Source organism: Aeromonas sp. 602200, from assembly GCF_049173895.1.
Taxonomy (GTDB): Bacteria; Pseudomonadota; Gammaproteobacteria; order Enterobacterales; family Aeromonadaceae; genus Aeromonas; species Aeromonas veronii_A.
In genome coordinates, this window is the sequence record NZ_JAAKSL010000003.1 from 296,782 (window position 1) to 321,321 (window position 24,540).

Here is a 24,540-nt window from a genome sequence, read left to right on the forward strand (position 1 = left end):
GCTGAATGCTCACAAGCGCAAGGCGCGAAATGCAATATGAACATAAATAGTGAAGAGGTGTTTGAGATGTCGTTATTTCATAGGGCTCATGGTGCCACAGTTGGTGTTGGTGCTCTGCGCACTGGTATTGCCCTGCTCTTGGCGGGCATGTTGTCCGCCTGTGGCGGTGGTGACGAGGGTGACAGCAATAGCGCTACTCCGCTGCCCCCGTCGCCGGTTGGCAGCGTCTCGGTCGTGGACGGCTTCGGGGCGGTGCGCCCCGACACCGCCACCCGGGTCGATCTGTCCGCGTTTGTTCGCGGCCAGGGCGCGGTGCTGACAGCCATGGAGAGCACGCAGGCCGGGTGTTATGCATCCGGCCTGTCTGGCCTCACCGCAGAGGTCACTATCGATAAGGGGGGGCTGTGTCAGTATACCTACACCGCCAGTAACAGTGCCTCTAGTGCCAAGGCATCTCTGAATATGCTGGCCAGCAGCAAAGCCTCGCCGGTGTTGCCACCATTATCCCAAGCTGTGGTGCTGGGCGGTGGCGATGTTACTTACGACCTGCCCGCTCTGCTGGGGGGGGATTGGCCGTCTGGTTATAGCCTCGACCCAACATCCTTGCAGGTGCAAGGGGGCAGTGTGCAGGGAAGTGCCTCAGCCAGTGGCGACAGCATTATCTACACACCGCCTACCACGCCGGACTGGAACCGTATTGTCTTTATTTTGAAAGACCCAGCTCGTCCCAATGAAGACGCACTGGGGACGCTCTATGTCACGGTGTCGGATGCGGTCAACCAAGCGCCTGTTATCGGCACACCCAAGTACGACTACAAGGCGCAAACGGGCACCACGGTAGTGACCTTTGAGGATGCAGTGCTGGACTTGGGCTCCCTGGTCAATCTCAATATCAGTGACCCTGAGGGGCAAGACTGGCAACTGGTCGAGGTGCAGAGCTATTCCGCCTCGGTGACGCCGGTCGACCCCAATTCGGTTACCAATAAACAGTTTACCTTCAGTGCGGGCACGCTTGGTACGCACATTGTCAGTTATATCGTGGGAGACCACGAGGGTGGGTTTACCATGGGTATGCTCAATATTACCGTGGGGCCCAAGGAGCGGGTAAAGGACTGGGCAGATATCACCATTGGCGACCTGACCTTTTTTGCCCCCCCCCTTTACAGTGAGGCGGCAAGTAAAAGTGTGACGGCCGAAGGCGTCTGGGACGACGGTGTCAACCTGAATGATACCCCGCCCGGCAACACCATTGCGGGCGTGACGGGGCTAGGTGCCAGCGCCTACTGCAACGGCAAACGCTTGGCCACCAAGGCTAATCTCGATACCCTGCGCACCACCACGGCAGTTGATGTGGAGCGTGCCAAGTACCCTGTGTTGCGCAACTACCTGGTTCCTGATGCAAGCGGTGTTGGCTATCTCACCTACAACCTGAGCTCCGGTGCCACAGAAACCTACATCCCGGGCACCACGACCAACCAATATGTTATCTGTGTCAAGTATGCCGATGACGGCATGATGAGTTACACCCCATTCCCCAACACTCCGCTCAATGGCTACACCAATACCGCCATCTCGGATGGAGCAACCTGGTGGCAACTTGGGCAAGTGGTCAGTGATGGCGGTGTCGCTGGTTTGGCATTGACCGCCAGCACCAACACGGGCTCTGGCACGCTGAGTGAGGCCAATTTTCGGCTTTCACCGGCAGGCTGTGTGGGAACCTGTACCCTGGAGGCGAATGCTGCCGCGCAGGAGTATGGCTCGGCTTCGCTAAGTCTGACCAGCGCCAGCGATAGCAACACCCTTGCCGTTGGGCCAGTGATCTTTTGGCAAAATGCCAAGCTGACCGCCCTGCGCGCCGGGGTGAATAACAGCGCGGCGGATGGAACCAGCCAAAACACCGTCATCGCCACGTTGCGGGACAAGGATGGCAATCCGATTCCGAGCGGTACTGAGGTTAAACTCACCTACAGCGCCAGCGCGGTCGTCAACTTTACTCCGCCCTCGCAAGCGGGTGGTACGCCCCTGACTACTGACGGCAATGGCGAAGTAACCCTGGCTCTCACCACCACCACGGTGGGCGACGTCTCGGTTAATATAGACCCAGTGGTGAGCGGTATTCCGGGCAATGCCGTGGCGGCAACCTCAACCTTTGTGTCGGCGGGGCCAGACTTCGGTGCTGGTTGCACCCAGGGCTTGGTGACCGCAGGTAGCCTGACTTACACCTGCCCGCTGACGCAGGCGCAGGCGGATGCCAATGGGATTTCCTACTCGAGCACTTACACTGAGAATGGCTTCGTATATGTCAGGCATGACTTTACTTCTGCTGATGCCTATTGCACCGGCCTGGGTGGTTATCGATTGCCAACCCGCACTGAATTGGAGGCGCTATTCGCTACCTACGACAACATGGAGAGCTATGCTGGCTGGCCGACCGGCAGCCTCTATTGGTCGTCCACGGAGGGCAGTCCCGGCACCCACTACAATGTCAACCTGAGCAGCGGCGTCGTCAACAGCGCTCTCGACAGCAGCAACTACTTCGTGACGTGTGTGCGTTAAGGGTTTTTTGCCTTTTGGTTTATATTTTTTACCTTATTGTTTTTTGGGAGGGGGGATGAGAATAGTGGAGAAGCTTGCCCTGTCAGCTAGGCCAGGGAAGATAGTGTTTTTTCGTGAGGGAATATTTTTGCGCCTTTACAACCATTCGCTGATGCGCTGGGCAACGGTGGGGCAACCCCTTAAGGTGTCGGTCCGTCCGATGCGTTGTTTACAAGGGGAGCGCTGTTACAGCGGGGGCATGCCTGAGGCCAGCTGGCTTGCGCGCTACCGCGTGGGGGGCGTTAGCCTCCCGGGCGGCAGCGCGCGCGTGGACAGCTGGCAAGAGACCCCGTGGGGGTATGAAGGAGAGGTTGATGGTGACGAGCCCGACTGGGCTGCATTTTGTGACGCGAATGCCGTTTCTCCGCCTGTTGTGCCACCTGCGACTGCGTTGCGTGTACACAGGTCGTTGCCTGTGCCTGTCGTGGATGAGGCGTTAATGATGCAGTTGGCTCAATGGGATGTCTGGCGAGCGCCACTAGCGCACACCATTCAATTGCTTGAAAACTGCCGCCGGGTGCTTTGTTCGTCGGCGGTGTCCGTCAAGTCGCCACCCCGTCATTAGGTTGGCTGGTCATCAGGGGCGCTCGCTGGCGGTGGTATGCCGTCAGCGTCTGGTGGGCCGGAGGGTTACGGCTGTCCGGTAAAAGACCTTGGAGTGTAACCGGTACAGGCCCGGAGGCCTATGGCCTCCGTATAAAGAGGCGAACGCCGCAAGGTGGTAAGCTGGGTGGAAGAGTCTGTACAAGTGTGGCGTGTAGGGGAGTGGGCTTGGCTGGCCGACCAACAACAACTATTGGTCGTCCACGGAGAACAGTCCCGGCAACCACTACAATGTCAACCTGAACAACGTCAACAGCAACAACGACAGCAACAACAACTTCGTGACGTGTGTGCGTTAAGGGTTACACCAGATGACTATGCTGTTTCACCGCCACACCGATTTCAATCGTAGGTGGCGGTATTTTTCATCCCCCGGCACAAAGTAAGGTTTGAGCAGTCCCAGTTCGTGCTCGTAAAAGTGTTTGCGTAGGCGCAGGTGATTGGCGTGAGCCAGCAGACCCCAGTAGCTGTTTAGGGTTGCCAGCATCTGACGCAGCAGGGCGCCATCAACCGGTACCGGTGGGTTTAACGGCTGTTGCCCCCATTTTCCCCCTGGTGGCCGCTGTATCGGGTGTGGGCTGTGCCCGCTTATCAGGTATTCAAACCAGCGAATGCGGGCCCGCAGCGCCTTGAGGTTGCGTTGCCTGATATGAAGGTGGTGCGGATAGACCCGGTAGCCCAGATAGTCAAACCCCTGTTCGCAAATACCCATATATTGCTTGTTTGGGTGCAGGGATAGTCCTAGCTCGGTCAGTGTGTCAGCAATGACCTCTTGCCAGGCCAGCAGAGTGTCACGTTGGTCTGAAAGCAGGAGTAGGTCATCCATATAGCGTACATAGCCGCGTACCTTGAGTTGGTGCTTGAGCTGCTGGTCAAGCGGGTTGAGCATGAAATTGGCAAATAACTGGCTGCTGAGGCTGCCAATCGGCAAGCCAATGCCAGGCCCTGCAAATCCGAGACGCTTATGAGGGGGAATGCGCGCCAGCAAGGTGCGGTCCCCGCTCGTGCTGAACGGGGACCTGGCGACATCGTGACACAAGATGGCTCGTGACAGGTGTGCGACAGCTGCATGCCGGGCCGTTGGCAAGCCTGCCGCGTCCAGAATAGGATGCCACTGCGCCATGATGACATCATGGCGAATACTGTTAAAAAAGTTACGGACATCCAATTGCAACACATAGCGGTGACCGGGACGTCGACACAATTGCTGGACCCGCTGCACGGCCTTGAGCGGACCTCGCCCGGTTTGATTGGCAAAGGAGTCTTCAATCATGCGGCGCTCCAGTAAGGGTTGCGCATGCCGAACCAGCCACGTTTGCGCAAGACGATCCCGAAATTGTGGAGCGTAGATTTCACGCAGTTTGGGTTCGCTGACAGCAAAGCGGGTGTACTGCCCTGGAAGATACTGGTGCGTGACAATGTCCTGCCCCAGCTCACGACAGAGAGTGGCCAGGTGGGGAAGTGCCAATGACCTTTGCAAACTGCTGCCGCATTCACTGGCGCAGCGGATTAATTCTCGGCTAACGTCTTCAACGGTAAATGAACAATGCGAGAAGCGTTTCGACATCCCAAGATTTACTCCGATTTGGTGACATTTTACAAAGTGTATTGGCAAATTCATCAGGGTATGCCAAGGCCGTTTCGCTTCACTACTGGTGAACAGATTTTGTCACTGCTGAGTCGAGGGTTGCAAATGATTGTTCGAGTGAATCTAATGAGTAAGGAATGCGCAAGTCAATGCCAGCAGGCTGCCGATATCTTGGCTGACTTATCTGCCTTGCTGGAGTGTTGTCGTGGACTCTTGATGCTGGCCTGGTCCCTGAAAATGCTTTCGGATGGCGCTTTGTTGCAATTGAATGACCGACTGGATGGCCTTGGAAAGCAGGCAGCCAGTTGGCGCCAGTGGTTTGTTCGAGGCAATGGCGGATGCCGATGAATTTGCGCAGCAAAAAAAATGACGATTTTGATATCTACAATCTTGCATTGGCCTGATTGCCGGGATAATGCACTGATAATGCGTAACCATCAGTTATCTGGATGAGTTCAACGGCTATCTGGATGAGTTCAACGGCAACAAGTGTGCGGCGGCAGATGTTTCCATGTCAGGAGCTTATCGGACTATCAGCTATGGACCAACCGGTACGGCTGGGGCTGTCACCTTGGCATGCGGCAGATACAAGGACTCCACATACCTGACCGATGTCTAAATGGCCCTCCTGAAGGCAAGTCACATTATTCTGTTTCTGTTGCAGCTGGGCGGTTCTGGTTGTCGTGGCCCGAGCCTCTATCTGTGTTGAAGATGTTGACAGAATAAATCCGTTTAGTCTGGTGAAGTGAGTGATGCATGTGACTTATTGCTGGGTTGATATGGGTTTATGAGTGAAATGATATTTCTCTACGCGCCTCTCGCGTTATTTAATAGCATTTTATAATGCATGGAGTGTGGATAGATGAGCTGCGTTCAGTGGTTGTCGCGCAATGTGAATAATGACATATCTGTATTGCTGAATTTGCTTCGGATATATACACAGCCGCTATTTTACAAAACGGCAGTAGTGAAGAGTATTGAGTTGACGTTTCACCCCGTAAGTCAGTCAGCTGCAATCTTTTATGCGGAGTGTGGCCAGCGAGATTTGGTGTCGCTGACCTGTGAGCAGTTGACGTTGATTGAAAATCTCTCTGCGGATGCGGCCCAATCCTCCTTGCAGCAGGTGTGTTGCAAAATCGAACCCAGGGTGTTGGCGGATGTTGCGCCGAACATCATTGCCACCTCCGAAAAGATGAAACAGCACGGGGTGGTCTTGATTGTCGATGTGCACGAGAGGCTGTCACTTGCGTGCAACCAGGTAAATCCGGCGGTTCATAACCTTAGTGAGCACGGGGTGGCGGTTTGTCTGGGCGGGTATGAGTGGGAGCGAGCGGACAAGCGCAAGGGGTACTTGACCTCCGGGTTGTATCGTTATGTGCGTTTTGCCAACCCACCTCGTTATTTGCATGAAGCGAACCAGTTTCTGGACAGCTGTTTTGAGCTGGTGGAAAAATCTTCCTGCGGCCTCATTATTGATCGGGTGCAGAGCCGAACCCAGTTCGAGATGGTCAAGATGGCACCTTATCATGCGCTTAAAGGGGATTACTTGGGGCGCCCTCGTCTGCTGTCAAATGGGATCGATGCCTGATTGCCGTTTTTTGTTTTCATTGGTGCGCATCACATTTGGTGGTCGATGGGGAACGTACGGAATGTACTAGCTACGGCGGTATATCAGGTGGTTTGTGACACTTTTTTATTTGATGTTAGGCTTTAAAAATATATGCTTATGTGGTTGCAAAATATCTTTCTATTTTTCATTTTCCTGTTATGGGTATGTATGTTCTTGTAACAACGGGAGGTGATTATATTGTGTCCAGACTCCAACTTGGTGAAACTGGCGTATGGGCTATATCATTAACAACCTTGTATTTATCATTGTAATATGAATGGCATTGTCATTTGTTTGTCAATACTGCCACACTTGTCTGAGGTATGGCTGTAAGAGTGAATTATTCATTTCTCCTGCGGAGGTGGCGTCTTCTGCTGATTGATTCCAAAAGAGTTTGAATCAAAAAGGTGATACGTCAGACAAGACTTACCCTCAGAGCCCTGCTACAAAAAGGCTAAGTCAACAGCTCAGCTAACGGACCTGCTACGCGCAGGAGCCTGAGACCTGATTGATTGACCAAGTTTATGAGCCTGATCAACAAACGGAACAGTCTTGGTCTGTCTGTCAGAAATCCCCAAGGCAGATATTTTGTTGAGAATCTTGCGGTATAAGTCTTTTTTTGTTTTACCGTAATGCCGGACTATCATCTGCAATATTTGTGGGGGTTGATTGGAGCTCAAAATGCTTGGCGTCAAGCTTTCCATAATTAAAATAAAATATCCGCACATTGATTTATATCGTTTTTGTTCTATTATCAATAATAAAGTAAAGGACTGGGCCGATAACAAATGAAAACTATAAAAATACAGGATCTCAGAGCGATCCTTTGTATTGCAGAAGAAAAACAGATTAGTGCGGCTGCTACTCGTTTGGGAAGTTCACAAGCGAATCTTAGCAGATTGCTAGCAAGCTTCGAGGAGCAAGTTGGACTCAAGATATTCCATCGTTCAACAAGGCACCTTTCTTTAACCGAATTTGGAGAAACATTATTGCCACGCGTAACCCATCTTTTGCAAGCTCATGAAGAGACCATCAATTTTATTGATGCTTACAAGAAAAAGCCTCTCGGGCATATTACTATCGCAGCACCGTCTGGCGCTATTGTTTTCCTCACCAGACATATTATGCCATCCATAGCAGCCGAACATCCTGATATCTCAATATCATTTGTGACACACCAACCTCAACCCGATATAGATGAGCAGGGTACTGCAATGTCTCCTGATTGGGATATCTTGTTTTCTTTGCACATGCCCAAGGATGAAAATCTCATTGCCCGCCCTGTAGCGTCATTTAGAACGGGACTGTTTGCCAGTCCAGAATACTTGGCGGCACATTCTTTTGAAGATCCGCAAGATATTTCAAATCACCCTTGTATCCTTCATCAATTACTTGTCCTTGGCGGCAACCAAAATATGTGGCAATACAGGGACAACAGTAGTGGTGAAATAAAGAACCTGATTGTGTCAGGTAATTATATATGTGACCATTCCCAACCCGCCATAGAATTGGCAAAACATGGACTTGGACTACTCTATGCTCCGCTGTATGTTGTGGTTGATGAGCTTGAAGCGGGCGCTCTACTTCCGTGTTTTCCTGGTGAGTTTCAAGTTGAACAAACTAGCAATCTCTACCTTATTTATAGAAAACGCGATTATCAGCCGTATCGAGTCCATGTAATTATAGATGCGATTATAAAATATCTAAACATACATTCTATTTTGTTAAAGTAACACTATATGTAACGGCGATGTTTTGAACCGCTGATGCGAATGCTCTTTGTTACGCCCGCCATGGATTTTTGTATATGAGGCTTCGCTGTTGTTTAATGTTTTTGAGTGCTATTAGAAAATATATTTTAATTATGGGTTTATGTATGCTGGCCTGAAACTTCATGTTGACGTAAAATTTTTTCGAGCTATTGTCAAATCTGGTGTATGGCGTAAGTCAGGCGGCATTCCTATCTGACTCATCCAGCACCTGTGCTCCGTCCTTGAATTTCACGTTGTTCACGACCAACGTCAGCAGCGCAAATCCCTTGAGCCGCTTCCACTTCTTCTGTGCCACTTCAAGCAGCTTGAAAACATCGCCAGCGTGGTCTCCCGAGAGCCGCAGTTCCGCGCTCTTTTGCTTCGTAGCCTAACCGTCGAAAGCGTCGATTCTATCGGGTTCGTCGTCCAGATATGCACCCAGTGCTCCGCCGGAAAATCATAGAACGCCAGCAGCCCCCCGGTCTTTCGTCAGCTTCTCCATCGCCTTCGGGTACTTCGCTTCAAAACGTGCCAAGATGCGGTCAAACGTCGTGTGAGCCTCATCCCTTGTCTCGGCCATCCAGATTTCATGCAGTACATCCTTGACCTTGGGATGCACTGATTTGGGCAACGCTGCCAGCTTGTTCGCGGTCTTGTGCACCCAGCATTGTTGATGGACCGTGTCCAGGTAGCACTTGGCCAGCGCTCGCCAAAAACCCAGGGCGCCATCCTCGACTGCCACCAGTTCCTTATTGCCATGCTCTGTCACGCCGATGATCACCAGCAAGCAGAGCCGATCACCTATGCGTACGTTGCTGTATATCCCGTCAGCCCAACAGTACACATACCGCTTCTGGCTCAGGTCCCGCAGGCTCCACTCCCGATGCTCATCACTCCAGTGCTGTTTCAGGCGACTGATGGTATTGGCCGACAACCCCTTGGCCTTGTCACCAAGCAACGCGCCCAGCGCCTCCTGATAGTCCCCAGTGGAAATCCCCCGGAGGTAGAGCCAGGGCAGCAGCTCTTCTATGCTGCTGGAACGCTTGAGATAGGGCGGTAGCAGCGAGTTGTTAAAGTAGATCCCTGAGCCACTTCTGTCGCGCACCTTGGGTACTTTGATCTCTACATTGCCGATCCCGGTCTGGATGGTGCGTTCAGGCAAAATGCCGTTGTGCACGATCGCTTGGCGGCCATTGAGGAATGGCCAACCTGTTGCTTAGAGTGAAACACTTCATGGAAGCAGTGTCTCCTTACCCTAGGAATTGCTATGTAACAGCGAAGGTGCAGTGAATCGCCCCTGGTTTTCTAGACACTTTGTTGCTGAAAATGGACTGACCCCGCCCCAGTAGACGATCCTGCCCTAGAGTTTGAGCATAGGAGGAGCGTATGGGCACACCACGATTTACACCTGAATTTAAAGAAGAAGCAGTCCGTCAGATCACTGAGCGTGGTTATTCAGTGGCAGAGGTGTCTGACCGGCTGGGGGTTTCTGCTCACAGTCTCTATAAATGGCTGAGGGCCATCAAACCGGATAATAGCGAGCAGCATGCCCGCGATTTACTGGAAGCAAAAAGTGAGATCCTGAAGCTACGGGCACAGTTAAAACGCACCGAAGAAGAGCGGGATATTCTGAAAAAGGCCGCGCGGTACTTTGCAAGGGAGCCCGACTGAAGTACCGCTTTATTAATGAGCATCGTTCTGTATGGGGTGTCATGACAATGTGTCGGGTACTGAATGTCGCCCGGGCCGGATTTTATGCATGGCTGCATAATCCGGTCTGTGCACGTGATAAAGACAACCAGCGTCTGCTGACACTCATCCGCGATTCATATGCTCTGAGTGGCGGCGTGTATGGCTATCGCCGGGTTCATGGTGACCTGAATGAGATCGGCGAAACCTGCGGTAAAAATCGGGTGGGACGGCTTATGCAACTAAACCGGATCAAAGCTGTTCGCGGCTATAAAGCGCCACGCAGGGTATCCGGTAGACCTTCCGTCGTAGCGCCTAATCGTATACAGCGACAATTTACTGTTAGTCGGGCCAATCAGGTTTGGGTGACCGATATCACCTATATCCGCACTTGGCAGGGCTGGCTGTATCTAGCTGTGGTCATCGATCTTTTCGCTCGTAACGTGGTGGGCTGGTCGATGAAACCGACCCTTTCACGCGCGCTCGCGTTGGATGCACTGATGATGGCCGTATGGCGACGTAAACCAGAAACCGAAGTCATCGTGCACTCGGACCAGGGTAGCCAATATGGTAGTGACGACTGGCAGCGTTTCTGCTGGGCCAACAACCTGGCACCAAGTATGAGCCGACGTGGCAACTGCTGGGATAATGCGGTTGCCGAATCGTTCTTCAGTTCGCTGAAAAAAGAGCGCATCAGAAAACGGATCTACAAAACCCGTGATCTGGCCCGCGCTGATATCTTTGATTACATTGAAGCGTTCTATAACAGGATCCGACGCCACAGCCACCTTGGTGGCGTCAGTCCGGAGGCCTTCGAACAGGCCTCGTCGTGAGGACAGAATATGTCTACCGTCGTGGGGTCAGTCCAATTCACAGATTCCGGAATCACTGTTCAACTTCACCGGAATACGCAAGAAGTGGCTGCAAGGACTTCCATAGCTGGTTACTGATGATTTTTCGTGTCATGCCGGCTATGTGGGGATTAGCATCGTTCGAATCAACTTGGTTTTGTTAGCGGCTCTAAATGGCCTCAAATGTCTATTGGTCGTAGAAGCTCTATGACAGATGCAAGAGCCGAGGATCTGGTTGTCAGTATCAGCGCGGTGTTACTGGCAGAGGCCTGCAACATCGGATTGGAGCCGTTGATCAAGCAATAGGTACCTGCATTGACCAGACACCGATTGAACTGGGTCAAGCAAAATTACTTGCGGGCAGAGACGCTGGTGAAGGCAAACGCCAAACTGGTGGACTACCAATCCGCATTCCCCCTGGCCGGGAAGTGGAGCGGCGGCGAGGTGGCTTCTGCTGATGGCATGCGGTTTGTCACGCCCATCCGCACTATCAATGCCGGGCCGAACCGGAAATACTTTGGCTCCAGTCGTGGCATTACCTGGTACAACTTTGTCTCGGATCAGTTCTCCGGCTTTCATGGCATCGTCGTCCTTGGCACATTGCGTGATTCCATCGTTGTACTGGAAGGTCTGCTAGAGCAACAAACTGGCCTGAATCCTGTGGAGCTCATGACCGATACCGCAGGTAGCAGCGACATGGTGTTGGGCTTGTTCTGGCTGTTGGGGTACCAGTTCTCACCGCGCTTGGCTGACGCCGGTGAATCCGTATTCTGGCGCCTAGACAAGTCTGCCAATTATGGCGCATTGGATGATGCTTGCCCGCAGCTGTGTCAATACTCAGAAGATCGAACAGCACTGGGATGACATGATGCGCATTGCCGGTTCGCTCAAACTGGGCACAGTCAGGCATCAGAGCTGATCCGCTCGCTCCTGAAAAGTGACCGACCTTCCAGCTTGGCACAAGCCATCATTGAAGCAGGCCGGATCAATAAGACGCTTTACCTGCTGAACTACGTGGATGATGAAGACTACCGGCGTCGGATCCTAACCCAACTAAATCGCGGGGAAAGTCGTCACGCAGTCGCTCGGGCCATCTGCCATGGACAGCGTGGCGAGATCCGGAAACGGTACCGGGAGGGGCAGGAAGATCAACTTGGTACGTTGGGTCTGGTGACAAACGCGCTGGAGCTGTGGAACACGATTTATATGCAAGCCGCCCTGTCTCACTTGAGACAGCAGATTGAGGAGGTAAAGGAAGAGAACGAGGCTAGAGTGTCACCGCTGAGCTACAAGCATGTGAACATGCTGGGTCACTACTCATTTACCCTTGCAGAACAGGTGCTTAATGGTCAACTCAGACTATTGAAGCAACCATCGGAACTAGAGGATTGGCCTTAGCGTACGTTTTCGTTCCATTGGGCTTCAAACCCCAAGAATAGTGGCGTGGTCGAGCATGGATGATCGTGGTGAGGTATTTGCGGGTCAATTCCGATGATCATACCCCATAACCCGCGCCATACCTCGCTCATATGAGGGGATCTCTAAGGTAGTGGAGTCGTTTGAGCGCCTTTCTGGTCGGAGACATGGCTAGTTACTTGAGAAAATAAGGGGGAATTTGCCAGCCCCCTTCCTTAATGCAACAAAACCTCTGTACTTTCGTCCCACGTGACTTATTCGCACATTCCTTAGTGTAGATATGTCGTCATGTCAGGGACTTCTTTTAGAAGTAGAAGCTGGTACCGATGTGGACTTCTGAGAAGCTATCTTTCAGCCCCTGAACTTCCAGATCAGACCAGCTTTGCTCGAATTCAGCGCTTAGGGCCACATTCTTAGTGATGAAATATTTAGCACCTAATTGAGTAGAATAAACGAAACCGGAGTCATCTTGTTGCAAAATATTAGAATTGCCATTTTCAGCACTCAGAACACCGGCACTAATACCGATGTACGGAACGAAATTACTGGAATTGGTAAAGTTGTATTGGGTAAACAAACTCGCATCTACAGAGTCAGTTTCATCACTTAGAGCGACAGTTACATCACCACCGATTTCCCAGTCGTCGGCAACAAAATAGCCATAACGGGTAACCATATTGTAGTTGTCGGTATCAAAATTCAAATTACCAGACACATTCAGCTCTTGAGTACCTTCGAGTAGATACTGCTCACTGCCTGCTTGGGCATTGTGAGAAAGCATAACGAAACCAAGAGTCAATAAAATGCTAGTTTTTTTCATTATTAAAATTCCATTGTATAAATCTAAGTTTGAGTGATGACATCACAATGATGTAGCCAAAAAATACAACATCGCAATATAGTTCTGGTGATGCCTCCGATCGGTTTAGCTGGTATGGTGGGTGCCTTTGAGACTCATAGTTTCATGGCATCCATCACCGTTCACTGCCCTCGTTGCAACTCTGACCACGTATATCGCCATGGAAAGACCCCTGCTGGCCATGTTCGCTATCGTTGCCCCGCCTGTCCGCACGTGTTTCAGCTCACCTATACCTATGAAGCCCGCAAGCCTAGTGTCAAAGACAAGAGTCGTTGCCTATGCAACGATGAGACATGCCGTCGGTTGCTGAACCTTCTTTCTCCGTTCCAGATTGGCTTTATCACCAGTGATGATTGGGGAAGCTATGCCAGAGAGGTGCCGAGCGAAATGCATCTGACCGGAAAGATATTCACCCAGCATATCGAGCGTAACAACCTGACACTCAGAACGCGCATAAAGCGATTGGCTCGCAAACCATCTGCGTCTCTCGCTCCATTGAGCTCCACGAGAAAGTGGTTGGTGTCTTTATCGAAAGGCACCATTTCAGCTGATTGGAGGCATCACCATAATTTTATGGTGGCGGAAACGGAAAATATATCAATATCAGCCATCAATAAAACTACCAAATTAAAATACCAAATAAAAGCTCATCATAAAATACTGAAATCCACATACACCCATATCAAAACCAAATAAAAGACCTCAATTAAACCCCCTCCCTTAATGCAACAGAACCACTGATTTTCCTCGCCAGCAACAGCTTGAACCGATACATCGCCGTTTCTGCCAGCGAGCGACGGTGATATCCCGATATCTTCTTCCAGTGCGCCAGCCCTTCCTTGCGCATTACCAGCACAGCCTCATTTCTTGGGTGCCCCTTTTTCCAGAGCCCAGCGCGCTTGCGAGGCGGGATACAGGCTGTCGCCCCTTTGCGCGAGAACAAAGTATCAACAACTCAAACATTAAAAACGGCGTTAATGGGATGGTCGCCCCTCCCCAAAACGGCATCTGAGTGCCAAAGTGGCGAATGTAAGTTCCCACTGATGAGAGAGGCGACCACCATGAAGACTACGACTATCGGCATCGATCTGGCAAAACATCTCTTCCAATTACATGGCGTTGATCAACATGGCAAGACGGTCCTCAAGCGACAGTTGAAGCGGGATCAGATGCTCTCATTCTTTAGCAATCTTCCTCCTGGCCTGATCGGCATGGAGGCATGCGGCAGTGCCCATTACTGGGCCAATAAATTGCAAGGGCTGGGGCATACCGTCAAGCTGATGGCGCCTCAGTTCGTTAAGCCCTATGTAAAGACCAACAAGAATGATGCTGCGGATGCCGAAGCTATTTGTGAAGCTGTGACTCGGCCCACCATGCGGTTCGTGCCGATAAAGAGCAGCGAACAATTGGCCATCCTGGCCTTGCATCGTGCCCAACAAGGCTTCATCAAGGCCAGGACAGCCCAAGCCAACCAGATCCGGGGCCTGTTAGCAGAATATGGGTTCATCCTTCCTCAAGGCATCACCCACATAGGCAAACACGTTCCCGAGCTGCTGGAGGACAGTGAAAACGGCTTGCCAGGAACGTTTCGCCATTTGTTAATGCGACTTCACGAGCACCTCAAGATGCTCGACATGCAGGTAAACGAATTGGAGGACGCGATCGTTCGCTGGCATAAGGACAGTGCCGCCAGCCAAACCTTAGCCCAGCTGCCAGGTATCGGCCCTATCACCGCAAGCGCACTGGTTGCTTCCATCGGCAATGCGAAAAACTTCAAGAATGGCCGGCAATTGGCCGCGTGGCTGGGGTTAGTGCCACGGCAACACTCCAGCGGTGGTAAACAGAACTTGCTTGGGATCAGCAAGCGTGGCGACAGCTATCTGCGCACCTTGTTAATTCATGGCGCTCGGGCGGTGCTACGAGTAGCAGAACGCAAGGTGTCGTTCTCGGGAAGCTGGCTGGCCGGGGTGATGGCTCGGCGCAACCCTAACGTGGCGGCGGTAGCGCAAGCCAACAAGACGGCTAGAATCATCTGGGCATTGCTGGCACACGACAGAAAATATGATGCCCACTATGGCATGGCCGCATGAAAAACAGGTTTGGCAATGTAAGGGCTGATTGACAGCCCTATGACCAAAAATTGGTAAGGAAGCACCGATTGCACAGGCAATCATGAAGTGATGGCGAGACAGGTCAGACCGTGGCTGGTAAAACCCGAGGGAAACAAAGTACTCCAAGTACGTGGCGTTGATAGCGGAGCCAGCCAGCGAATTCCATCAGGGATAGAGGTGTATGGAGATGGTATTCACCTGACAGTTGCCCACAAAAGGGAGTGGTCATACGGCTTCAAACCGGATAACAAAACGGTACCCCTACCGTGTTATCCGGAGTCACAGTATGACCACCAACGAGAAAGTAGCACGTCGTAAACTCAGCCTGCTAGAGCTCGCCAAAATGCTCAATAACGTCAGTAAAGCCTGCAAGTTCATCAGCTATAGCTACGAAATCAGCTGCTTTCATCAGACCTATGTAACCAATGACTGGCTCGATAGGTTGCTTGGTTGCAAAGGGGGAGCGATTGCAACTCATTGGACTTTGGAGGATGTGCAGGGGCAGGCAGACCAACAGGAAAGGGGGATGCAAGCAGAGCTCCATACAGCATGTTGAATCGGTTCTGAAATTGATACCAAAGGCAGGGCGCACGAAAGTAGCGTAAACAAGACACCGATTTTAGGTCGGTGTCAGGTGATAACTAGAACTGTATAAATATTCTCTACTGCTTATTATAACGTAAATGAGAAGTCCAGCGTTTCATTGTCAGATACTCTGCGCATCGCTTTAGCTCTATCCTTATCACCGTAGGTCTTAATTATTTGCTCCACGTCATCATTGAGCTTCGCTGCTGCACCAATAAAATCACCAGGATGTTCCTCGAGATGCGTTTCTGCAACAAGGTGTCTTAACGCATGAATGTTGATACCATGTTGTTTATCATGAGGCATCGTCATCAGATAGGCCTGATATGTCAGTGATATGAAATTATCTGACAGTTTTGATGATATTTCTATATATTTACTTCTTATTTTAAGGTTTTCCTCGTTGTTTACTTGGCTTTGTCGAATGCTACGCCAAGGGAAAAAGATATCAATATCGTCAATTGACTGAACGCCCGCAAAGGTCATGAGATCAAACTCAATATAGCTGCGCCTTATGTTCAAATACTCTTTGATCAGCGGGGTAAGCTGTTCTGGTAACTCAACATCAACATCCACGCTATTTTTTGCATTTGCGTTTTTAAGATATCTGTACTTTGTGTTATCGTCACTAACCATCGATGTACCAAAACATGGGATATATAGTTGGAATCGGTTACGCTGACGATGATATGTTATACTTGCATAGTTGTTGTTCTGTGATGTCGCATTAGGGTAAAATTTCAATTCAGTCCAGTTTGCGCTGCGTGGAGATTGATAAAAACTGATTGTTTGTATCAGTCCTGCTCTAAAATACTGCAACGCACGGCCAATCTGAGATGCTGCACTTTTTCTATGCGCCAGCTCTAGTTTTTTATCGTCTGTGTTATTCGAAAGTAAATTTTTTTGCTCAGCATTGGTCTTGTATACTTTTGCTTTATCGAATAACCACTGGCTGGCCCTATAAACCGCATTTCGGCGATCTGACGCAGGTATGTTGAGTAAGAATTGAATGTTCAGTTTCCCTTTCTTGCCCGCTTGGCCGCGACTGTTGATGCCTTTCTCTGCCATCTTAAACCAATTAGGATATTCCTCGATAATAAAATCTAGGTCTTTAAAAAACTCCTCGATTGTTCTGTTACCACGATCGGCACAAAACCTTAGGTAGCCCTTCGAATCCGACCCTCGTTTTACAAAATTTAGCACTCTAGAGAATTGGCTTGTACCCGTTTGCAGTCCTTCCGAATATTCAGCCATAGCCTGCATAATCTCAGGTATTGTCAAGTGATAACTGCTAACAGACATGTAATCAATAGCTAATTCAGTATGACAAAAATGTTGAAATGAAAGTAGCTGACTTTTAAATGCGATAGCAGAGCCGCATTCGCCCTTCGCGTTGATTGTCCATTCATTGTTTCTTCTGTTTTTTTCATTGACTTTTGCTCGTATCTCATAGCGTCGATCTGACCTAAGCTCGTCAGAAATGTTTACTATCGCTGGTTGTTTTTTATTTATTTTATACTCACAATACTCATCATAAACCTTCTGTAGATTTGGATTCAGTGACGAGCTAATGAATGTGCTGCGATTGATAGCCGACAGATCAAGATCTGACCGATTTTTTCCTCTGCGTTGATGGTCAACTTTTCTATGAATTTTATCTAACAACAAGTTTTTTGGTAAATTGAAATAACTTTCAATGAAATTGATGCGAACATCAGGTACTCGCTCGGCAGGGTGTGATGTACCCATCATATAATCGCGCAAAACTTTTGTTGCGCTGCCAATCGCTTGTGGGCTACTTTTCAGAATTGGCCATGCCTCTGGGCAGTTAGATAATGACGCGTTGATAATTTCACGTGCTACTTCTCTGTATGTAATGAAGCTTTTCTTAATATTATTCTGCGTCTTAGGAGTGACCTCATCGAGCCAGAGACGCTCACCGTATTTCCTCTGAACTGCTGCTGCCAGAGCCTCACAAAAAGTCATTTTGCTGAAATCTATGTTGTTTATTTGAGCGTAGAACTCTGCCAACCGACGCACTCGTGTCAGTGGGCCTCGCGTATCACTCCTGCTCTGACGTGCCAAGGTCATTTTCAGCTTTTCTATTGTTTCACTGCGATTTTCTAACAGTGCAGTTTCCAGCTCATCCTCGGACTGCACAATTGATGTTTTCAGTAACATGTTGAGTGCTGTCTGATGGTGCCTATAACGCGCACTTTCAGTTTTGTCGCTACTCTCAATGCCTTGAATGATCCGTTCTCTCAACTGCCTAATGCTCATAATTGCCACTCCATAAAAATACAACAACTGGTCTTTTTGTTCATTATAGTGCTGCAAACATCAATCGCCACACCAAAACGAAAATTATCGCAAAATAGCTTTTGACTTATTTAAAATTTCTTATATATCAATGTCTTTTTTGGTTTTTTGTGAGTTTTACGAGGGATTTCATGATTTTTAAAATTGGCAATGAAGCAAAGATTGATTAGGTTACAATCAGCATTAAACAACAATGCATGAAGTTTACAACAGTGATGAATAATCAATTAAAATTAGACACTTAGCTATATTTTTTAATTCCTGAATCGGAAAAACTATGACTGTATTTCTCTGATTTGTTGTAATTATGGTGTAAGGGACTAAGTTGGAAGGACATTTTGTTGTAAAAACAAAAGCATCATAAAAACATATGGTTAGCTAAAAAAATGTCAACAAATCATATAGTAATAAGTTATTGATTTGCATGTGACTTTCTATTTTTACAACAAAATCTCTTAGATTATAGAGAATCACAACGCCTGCTTGCTTGAACCCTCTTTATATCAAGCAAAAAGTGGGCTGTCTGCCCGCGTTGTAAATGGTAAAACGAAGATGACTGCACAATGTCTCTACCTATGATTGTATCTGACATGAAAATATGTGACCTAGGATGCAAGAGTGCTCCAACGCCGTTTCGCTCTGCGTTGCAGTCCTATCTATTTCAGCCGGTAGGATCGTTCCCCATAGTTATTCGTCGCTGTACTGGTGGCAGAGTAGAAATGAGAGCTACGGGGTTGTGTATATGATTAAAACGAAATGTTAGCCAGCCCAGCTTGGCTGCACACTCAGAACTGGCTAACTATGAGCCAGAATACATTTTTTGGTGATATGGATAGGGCTTGAGATGGCAGATTGGATGATGCTGTACGATGGGGTGTAGCGATTCATACCGGTCGAGCTAAATTAATTTCAGCGCTCGATACGCTGTGTAATGCCTGTGCAGTCGAGTCTGAGTACACCAACCTCAGTATCATCGATATTTTCAGAATGCCCCCAAGCTCAGGGTTATTGTTTTCAATGGTTTTGTTGTGGTCAACAATGAGGGGATTGAGAAATCTGCCGGTTTCTAGTTGGCCGTCTGGACGATGCTTCTGATGACAACGAATGTGGTTTCGCCTGGCACTGGCTGAAACTGTACCAGACCAGACCAGACCAGACCAGACCAGACCAGACCAGACCAGACTTGGGTGGTTTGTATGCAGTTATAAGGTTAGGTGTTTGGCATGTTCGAGTTTATTGGCAGGCCATTTGGTTAGAGCAACAGCTATGGTTATGGCAGCAATGATGCAGGCGAGACCCCTAGGGCCTTGGCGATCTGATAAACTTTTTCCAGGGTTACCCTAGTTTCCCCACGTTCGATTTTTCCCATATGACCACGGTCTATACCAGCAATTAGTGCTAGTTTTTCCTGTTGCATACCTCGTGCAGACCGCAGCTCTCGTACATTTTTACCGAATGCAGTTGCGAGCATCGCCAGCTCAAACTCGTCAGAATCCATTTTATCTCCTCACTAGAGGATCTATGGTCTACGTTATACGGCGTGCTGTACACGGCTGTGAGTACACGCATATAATGACACTGCATATAAGCATCATTTCGAGGTGGAAAATGTCCAATCAGCAGATCGTTCTGAGCCAGAATCAAAAAAGTGGCACAGTGACACTAACCTTTCAAGATGCGGATTTCCTAGCCGCAGTAGGAGATTCTTTGAGAGTGGAGTCATTCGTACATGTCACTATCAATCAATCCGTATATGATGAATTTGTTAAGAGCATTATGGTTTCGTTTGTTGCCGAATTTATGGATTTTAAGCAGCAATGGCCGATACCTCAGGAGCTAAGAAAGTGAACAAGTCTCTGACATGATGGAGGGCATTCGGGTCTTTCTCGCGGTTTGCTGTATTGGTGGACTTATTTGTCGCTCATCCTCGTAAAGTAATGCCAACGTAGCCTCAGCTTCTTTGGATTATAACCGGCGCCAATTAGCGTTTTTATCGCCTTATGAGTCTCCATAGAGACGGACGTCATTAAGCACCTCTTTAATATCGGTAAACCCAACATAACATCCTAGCCTAGGCGTTCAGTCAGGATCCCATGCTCGATGCGGCTGAGGAGGTCGAGCACAGCCTGAGCGAGTTCGGGCGTATCCTGATGGTTGAACGGACGAACACCTCCTAGGTAACGGAATATATGACCCTGTGTTGAGCAACATGTCATTACTACAGCTTGCAACTCCGGCACCGGTACAGTGATGGGAGCCCGCCAGCACAAGCCTTACTGACAGTATTAGCCATGGATTGGTCTTGTTGCTTTGGGTCAACCCAAGGAGACGAATCCTACTTTGGGGGCCTGTTTTGTGTTGGACATCGCTCAATCACTCTTAGGTGGCTCTTCTTTAAGGGCGCGGATTTTACCGGAATGGTTAACCAAAAACTATACAGCCAGCATGGCAGAACTGAACAATATCTCCGAGTGGGCAGGATTGGGCCGTGCGAATAGCGGCTGATGGTGGAGCCCTGACTGGCGCGCAGTCCCTGCTGCACAGGTTTGTGACTGGTAATATGCGTTGCTGACTTATTAGTCAATTTCGCGGTCTGTGGCTGGGAACCCTGTCACGGGTACCCCTATACTCCCATCATGGTGATCCGGTGGAGAAGGCAATGGAAAGTTCATTTGGCGAAAGAATGCAGAATCTGCACGCTACGCTGCGCGAGCGTTTTGACAAGCTGAGTCGGGTGGCCATTGCGATTTACGATCCCCATACCGATCAGCTCAAGACCTTCGCCCACAGCACCGAGGGGCCCTCGCCGCTGGTGCAGTATGAGGTGAAGCTGAGCGATGTTCCATCCTTGCGCTATCTGGCGGAGCACAAGCACCCCCGGGTGCTTGGCAATCTCGATGCCCTGCGTGGTTCCGCGTCGGAACACAGCCGCAAGCTGCTGGAGGCGGGCTATGCCTCCAGCTATACCGAGCCGCTGTTGTTCAACAGCAAGCTGTTTGGTTTTCTGTTTTGCGATGCCATGGAGCCGGGATATTTCGATGAGTCGATCCAAAGCGAGCTGTCGGCCTATGCCCAGATGTTGTCCGCCATCATTGCGGTGGAGTTCTTCTCTATTCAGACCCTCGGCGGCGCGCTGACCACGGCACGTGAGTTCAGTCGCTATCGGGATGAGGAGACCGCCAACCATCTGCATCGGATGTCGGCCTACTCCCGACTGATCGCCAAGACGCTGGCCCCGACTTGCGGGCTGAGCGACGAGGAGGTGGAGTTTGTCTACCTCTTCTCCGAGCTGCACGACATCGGCAAGATCGCGGTGCCGGATGCCATTTTACTCAAGCCGGGCAAGCTGACCCCGGAAGAGTTCGAGATCATGAAGGTTCACACCAGCAAGGGGCGAGAGATGATCAGCCTGATGATCAATGAGTTTGGCCTCGATGGCATTCACCACACCGATATGCTGACCAACATCATCGCAGGCCATCATGAGCGTTTTGATGGCACCGGTTATCCGCTGGGCCTGGCGGGGGAGGCGATCCCGCTGCCGGCGCGTATCGTGACGGTGGCTGATGTTTTTGATGCCCTGACCAGCGAGCGCCCCTACAAGCAGGCCTGGCCGTTCGAGACGGCGTTTGCCTATCTGGAGGAGCATGCCGGCAGCCAGTTTGATCCCGCCTGTGTCGCTGCGGCCCTGCACAACAAGGCCGAGTTTTATGCCATCTATCAGCAGTATCAGGATCCCGCCAGTTCATCCGGTGTGGCGGCCAGTGGCGCAGAGCCGGGTTGAGCGTGTGTGATGAGCTTAAGGGGCAATACGGCGGATCAAGCATGACGAGGAATAAATAGAGAGGGTGCACCAGCAGGTGCCACCTCTCTTTTATGCGCCTTTCTATTCCATGCGCACTTATTTTGTCGACCTTGTAACTGCGGCTATGGCGTTTGCGATCAGGTTACTTTTTGGGCGTCGGCTCGCTGATCTGGTAGAGGTGATCCGCGCAGGCGCTGGAGCAGCCACAGGGGCGCACCTCTTTATCTTCCCGCTTCTGGGCAAGCTGGTATTGGCGCCACCAGATGATGGTGCCCATGGCCAGGATCAGTACGAACGAGGCGAGCAGGCTCAACAACCAGATGGACATGATCTCTTCTCCCTGATGGTGATGACATGCACGGCGATGGCATCAGTGATGATGGCAGCAACCGCCCTGCTGGTTGGCGCCTTCACTGCCGTGGCAACAAGTATGGCCTTGTCGTGAGCTCTCTGCCTGATTGCCACTACTGGCGCAACAGTGATCGGAGCCACTGTTGCAACCACCGTGACAATGGGGGTGGCCTGCGCCGACGGGCTGGATGGCATGGATAGTCGCCTTGCTCTGATGACGACGAGACGGACGGCCCTGACTTGCCTCGGTAAGAGGTTGCAAATTGGTGGGGGCTAGCAGCGCGGGCAGCGGCAGGCGGGCAGAGCGACACTGCAGCACCCGGATATTGACCGCCAGCAGGCGCCCCAGCATTCGCTCGCCGATATTGCGCACCACCACCTGACCCACTTGATGATGGGCGAGGGCGTCGAGAAGCGCTTGCTTGCCGTGGCAGCCTTCGGCTGCGGCCGGATTGGGCAGGGTGGCGATAACGTTCCCTTCGGGGTTAAGAATTTGCAGCTGCTCGGCACGGGTAAAGTGGCCAGCCAGCAGCCCCTGACTCAGCATCAGGGCGCTGTTGCTGGGGTTGGCGGTCATGGTTGTGACAGCATTCATGTCGGCTCTTCTCCACTGGTTTGGTGGTCGGGCTCGGCGGGTTGCATCATCAATGCCTTGCCCAGACTCAGACACTCCACCACCTTGTAGCGCCCTTTTTTCAGGATATTGGCCAGGGTCTGGCGGGAAACCCCCATCACCAGGGCGGCCTCCTGCTGCTGCATTCCTTGAAGGTCGACGAGGCGCAGTGCCTCGAACTCGTCAGGGGCCAGCGTGACCTGTTCCAGCTGATGCATGGGGCGGCCATTGGGTTTGAAGCAGCTGTTGGCGGGGCGGCCACAGATCTGGCGCGCAATCTTGGGTCTTGGCATGGTGGCTCCTAATTGGCATAAGCCATTTATACGCTCATATGTGGCATATGCCAATAATTTTGTCGGGTGTAGAGAGCTGAGCCAGTGCTGTTTACGGCAGAGAGGGGTAAAGAGGGGGAGGGGGAATACGTACAAAAGCAGTGAAGGTGGCAGAAACGACGCAGGCCCGAACATGGTTCGGGCCTGCGGTTTTTGCAGAGGATGGTCGGGCTATCCCGGCGAGCTTACGCCTGTTCGGCCTCGGCCACTGGAGCTGCGCTCTCGCTACCGTTGGCGAAGCGATCCGCCCAGAGGGCGATCACGCCGTCACCAGTGACGTTGCAGGCGGTGCCGAAGCTGTCTTGCGCCAGATAGAGGGCGATCATCAGGGCGATGGAGGCTTCACCAAACCCCAGCATGGAGGTGAGCAGGCCCAGCGCCGACATCACGCCACCACCCGGCGCGCCCGGTGCGGCGATCATGATCACCCCCAGCATCATGATGAAGGGGAGCATGGTCTCGATGCCCGGAATGGCCAGATGCTCGGAGAGGAACATCACCGCGGTGGCACAGGTGACCAGGGTAATGGTGGAGCCACAGAGGTGAATGGTGGCGCACAGGGGTACGGTAAAGTTGGCGATACTGTCGCTCACCCCGTTGTTCTTGCTCGATTGCAGGGCGACCGGAATGGTGGCGGCGCTCGACATGGTCCCCAGCGCGGTGAAGTAGGCGGGCAGCATGTTCTTGATGAGCTGGGCCGGTGAGCGGCCAAGGGCCAGACCGGTGCCGACGAACAGCACGGAGAGCCAGATCCAGTGCATCAGGATCGCCATCACCAGCACCACGCCGAAAGTTTTCAGGGTGGCGAATACTGTGCCTTCTACCGTCATCTCGACAAAGACGCCGGCGATGTAGAACGGCAGCAGCGGAATGATCACCTTGGCCAGCAGGCGGTCGATGATGTCACGACCCTGATCGGCGACCCGGCGCAGATCGGTGGCCTGGGTGGCGCTGATGCCGATGCCGAACACGAAGGCGGCGGCCAGTGCCGACATCACGCCAAACAGCGGCGGGATCTCCAGATTGACATAGGAGGCGAGCTTGATGGCCGTGGCCGTGGTGGGCTCGGCGGCGGTGGTGAACTGCGGGATCAGGTGGCTAGCCACGGTAAAGGCGAACAGCCCCGCCAGAATGGTGGAGCAGTAGGAGAGGGCCACGGTTTTGCCCAGCAGCTTGCCGGAGTTTTTCGGCAGGCTGGCGATGCCGCTCATGATAAAGAACAGAATGATGAGCGGAATGGTGAAGGTGATCAGCTGACCTATCACTGTCTTGGCCGTAAACAGCACGCGCGCCACCCACTCAGGGGCGTAGAGACCGAGCAAGAGACCGGCAAGGATGCCAGCAATGAGTTTCAGGACAAGTTTCATAAGGAAATCCGGAGTTGGTTGTATTGTCTGTTTTGTTATTAAATTTTGATATTAATCACACTTTTTAACACGTAAGCCGTGTTATGTCTGCCTTTT

Annotated in this window: 16 protein-coding genes and 5 pseudogenes; 11 read left to right on the top strand and 10 right to left on the bottom strand. The window is 51.1% G+C overall.

Annotated features, from left to right (window positions below):
• Positions 1–66 precede the first annotated feature (66 nt).
• Positions 67–2,556, top strand: coding sequence for an adhesion domain-containing protein (locus G5221_RS06695; protein WP_421262998.1), 2,490 nt, complete (start codon positions 67–69; stop codon positions 2,554–2,556).
• A 967-nt stretch (positions 2,557–3,523) separates the two neighbouring features.
• On the opposite strand, the gene G5221_RS06700 is transcribed toward G5221_RS06695, so the two are convergent.
• On the bottom strand, positions 3,524–4,765 hold the full coding sequence (locus G5221_RS06700; protein WP_421262999.1) for a reverse transcriptase domain-containing protein: 1,242 nt from the start codon (positions 4,763–4,765) through the stop codon (positions 3,524–3,526).
• Between the two features lie 883 nt (positions 4,766–5,648).
• Between G5221_RS06700 and G5221_RS06705 the strand changes: the two genes are divergently transcribed.
• Positions 5,649–6,374: a hypothetical protein gene (locus tag G5221_RS06705; RefSeq protein WP_421263000.1), complete on the top strand. Its 726-nt coding sequence runs from the start codon at positions 5,649–5,651 to the stop codon at positions 6,372–6,374.
• 809 nt (positions 6,375–7,183) lie between these two features.
• Positions 7,184–8,128: a LysR family transcriptional regulator gene (locus tag G5221_RS06710; RefSeq protein ID WP_421263001.1), complete on the top strand. Its 945-nt coding sequence runs from the start codon at positions 7,184–7,186 to the stop codon at positions 8,126–8,128.
• 214 nt (positions 8,129–8,342) lie between these two features.
• Here G5221_RS06710 and G5221_RS06715 read toward each other — a convergent pair.
• Positions 8,343–9,341, bottom strand: a pseudogene (locus G5221_RS06715) (transposase); the annotation flags it as partial.
• A gap of 191 nt (positions 9,342–9,532) precedes the next feature.
• Between G5221_RS06715 and G5221_RS06720 the strand changes: the two are divergent.
• The 3 genes and pseudogenes from G5221_RS06720 (at position 9,533) to G5221_RS06730 (ending at position 12,084) form a co-directional block, all read left to right on the top strand.
• Positions 9,533–10,668, top strand: a protein-coding gene (locus G5221_RS06720; RefSeq protein WP_421263002.1) for an IS3 family transposase whose coding sequence is annotated in 2 segments (ribosomal slippage) — positions 9,533–9,779 and positions 9,779–10,668 — 1,137 coding nt in all. Because the reading frame shifts where the segments join, the coding sequence is not laid out codon by codon here.
• A gap of 333 nt (positions 10,669–11,001) precedes the next feature.
• On the top strand, positions 11,002–11,550 hold the full coding sequence (locus G5221_RS06725) for a Tn3 family transposase (RefSeq protein ID WP_421263003.1): 549 nt from the start codon (positions 11,002–11,004) through the stop codon (positions 11,548–11,550).
• A pseudogene (locus G5221_RS06730) lies at positions 11,498–12,084 on the top strand (Tn3 family transposase). The gene G5221_RS06725 and the pseudogene G5221_RS06730 overlap by 53 nt, the downstream one beginning before the upstream one ends.
• Before the next feature lie 322 nt (positions 12,085–12,406).
• On the opposite strand, the gene G5221_RS06735 reads toward G5221_RS06730, so the two are convergent.
• On the bottom strand, positions 12,407–12,922 hold the full coding sequence (locus G5221_RS06735) for an outer membrane beta-barrel protein (RefSeq protein WP_421263004.1): 516 nt from the start codon (positions 12,920–12,922) through the stop codon (positions 12,407–12,409).
• 114 nt (positions 12,923–13,036) lie between these two features.
• Between G5221_RS06735 and G5221_RS06740 the strand changes: the two are divergent.
• Positions 13,037–13,512: pseudogene (locus G5221_RS06740) on the top strand (IS1 family transposase).
• Positions 13,513–13,697: 185 nt separating this feature from the next.
• Here the strand turns inward: G5221_RS06740 and G5221_RS06745 are convergent.
• Positions 13,698–13,904: pseudogene (locus G5221_RS06745) on the bottom strand (IS5/IS1182 family transposase); the annotation flags it as partial.
• 118 nt (positions 13,905–14,022) lie between these two features.
• Between G5221_RS06745 and G5221_RS06750 the strand changes: the two are divergent.
• Positions 14,023–15,051, top strand: a complete 1,029-nt coding sequence (locus G5221_RS06750; RefSeq protein WP_421263005.1) for an IS110 family transposase — start codon at positions 14,023–14,025, stop codon at positions 15,049–15,051.
• 307 nt (positions 15,052–15,358) lie between these two features.
• Positions 15,359–15,532, top strand: a pseudogene (locus G5221_RS06755) (IS481 family transposase); the annotation flags it as partial.
• A 212-nt stretch (positions 15,533–15,744) separates the two neighbouring features.
• Here the strand turns inward: G5221_RS06755 and G5221_RS06760 are convergent.
• Together G5221_RS06760 and G5221_RS06765 are read right to left on the bottom strand one after the other, a co-directional pair.
• Positions 15,745–17,994 (bottom strand): hypothetical protein, encoded by a 2,250-nt coding sequence (locus tag G5221_RS06760; RefSeq protein WP_421263006.1) that lies wholly within the window; start codon positions 17,992–17,994, stop codon positions 15,745–15,747.
• A gap of 1,252 nt (positions 17,995–19,246) precedes the next feature.
• On the bottom strand, positions 19,247–19,474 hold the full coding sequence (locus G5221_RS06765) for a helix-turn-helix domain-containing protein (RefSeq protein WP_080768707.1): 228 nt from the start codon (positions 19,472–19,474) through the stop codon (positions 19,247–19,249).
• A gap of 110 nt (positions 19,475–19,584) precedes the next feature.
• On the opposite strand from G5221_RS06765, the gene G5221_RS06770 reads away from it, so the two are divergent.
• Positions 19,585–19,824 carry a hypothetical protein gene (locus tag G5221_RS06770; RefSeq protein WP_042024897.1) on the top strand — a complete coding sequence of 80 codons (240 nt, stop codon included), beginning with the start codon at positions 19,585–19,587 and terminating at the stop codon, positions 19,822–19,824.
• A gap of 811 nt (positions 19,825–20,635) precedes the next feature.
• Positions 20,636–21,760: an HD domain-containing phosphohydrolase gene (locus G5221_RS06775; RefSeq protein WP_421263007.1), complete on the top strand. Its 1,125-nt coding sequence runs from the start codon at positions 20,636–20,638 to the stop codon at positions 21,758–21,760.
• A 163-nt stretch (positions 21,761–21,923) separates the two neighbouring features.
• Here the strand turns inward: G5221_RS06775 and G5221_RS06780 are convergent, their stop codons facing one another.
• From G5221_RS06780 to G5221_RS06795, 4 genes are all read right to left on the bottom strand, one after another.
• Positions 21,924–22,109 (bottom strand): hypothetical protein, encoded by a 186-nt coding sequence (locus G5221_RS06780; protein ID WP_005338109.1) that lies wholly within the window; start codon positions 22,107–22,109, stop codon positions 21,924–21,926.
• 42 nt (positions 22,110–22,151) lie between these two features.
• On the bottom strand, positions 22,152–22,727 hold the full coding sequence (locus tag G5221_RS06785) for a NifB/NifX family molybdenum-iron cluster-binding protein (RefSeq protein WP_421263008.1): 576 nt from the start codon (positions 22,725–22,727) through the stop codon (positions 22,152–22,154).
• Positions 22,724–23,038, bottom strand: a complete 315-nt coding sequence (locus G5221_RS06790) for a DUF134 domain-containing protein (RefSeq protein WP_005344221.1) — start codon at positions 23,036–23,038, stop codon at positions 22,724–22,726. Before G5221_RS06790 ends, G5221_RS06785 begins: the two co-directional genes overlap by 4 nt.
• Before the next feature lie 224 nt (positions 23,039–23,262).
• A complete protein-coding gene (locus G5221_RS06795; RefSeq protein ID WP_421263009.1) occupies positions 23,263–24,444 on the bottom strand; it encodes a dicarboxylate/amino acid:cation symporter in 1,182 nt (393 codons plus the stop codon).
• Positions 24,445–24,540: the final 96 nt, after the last annotated feature.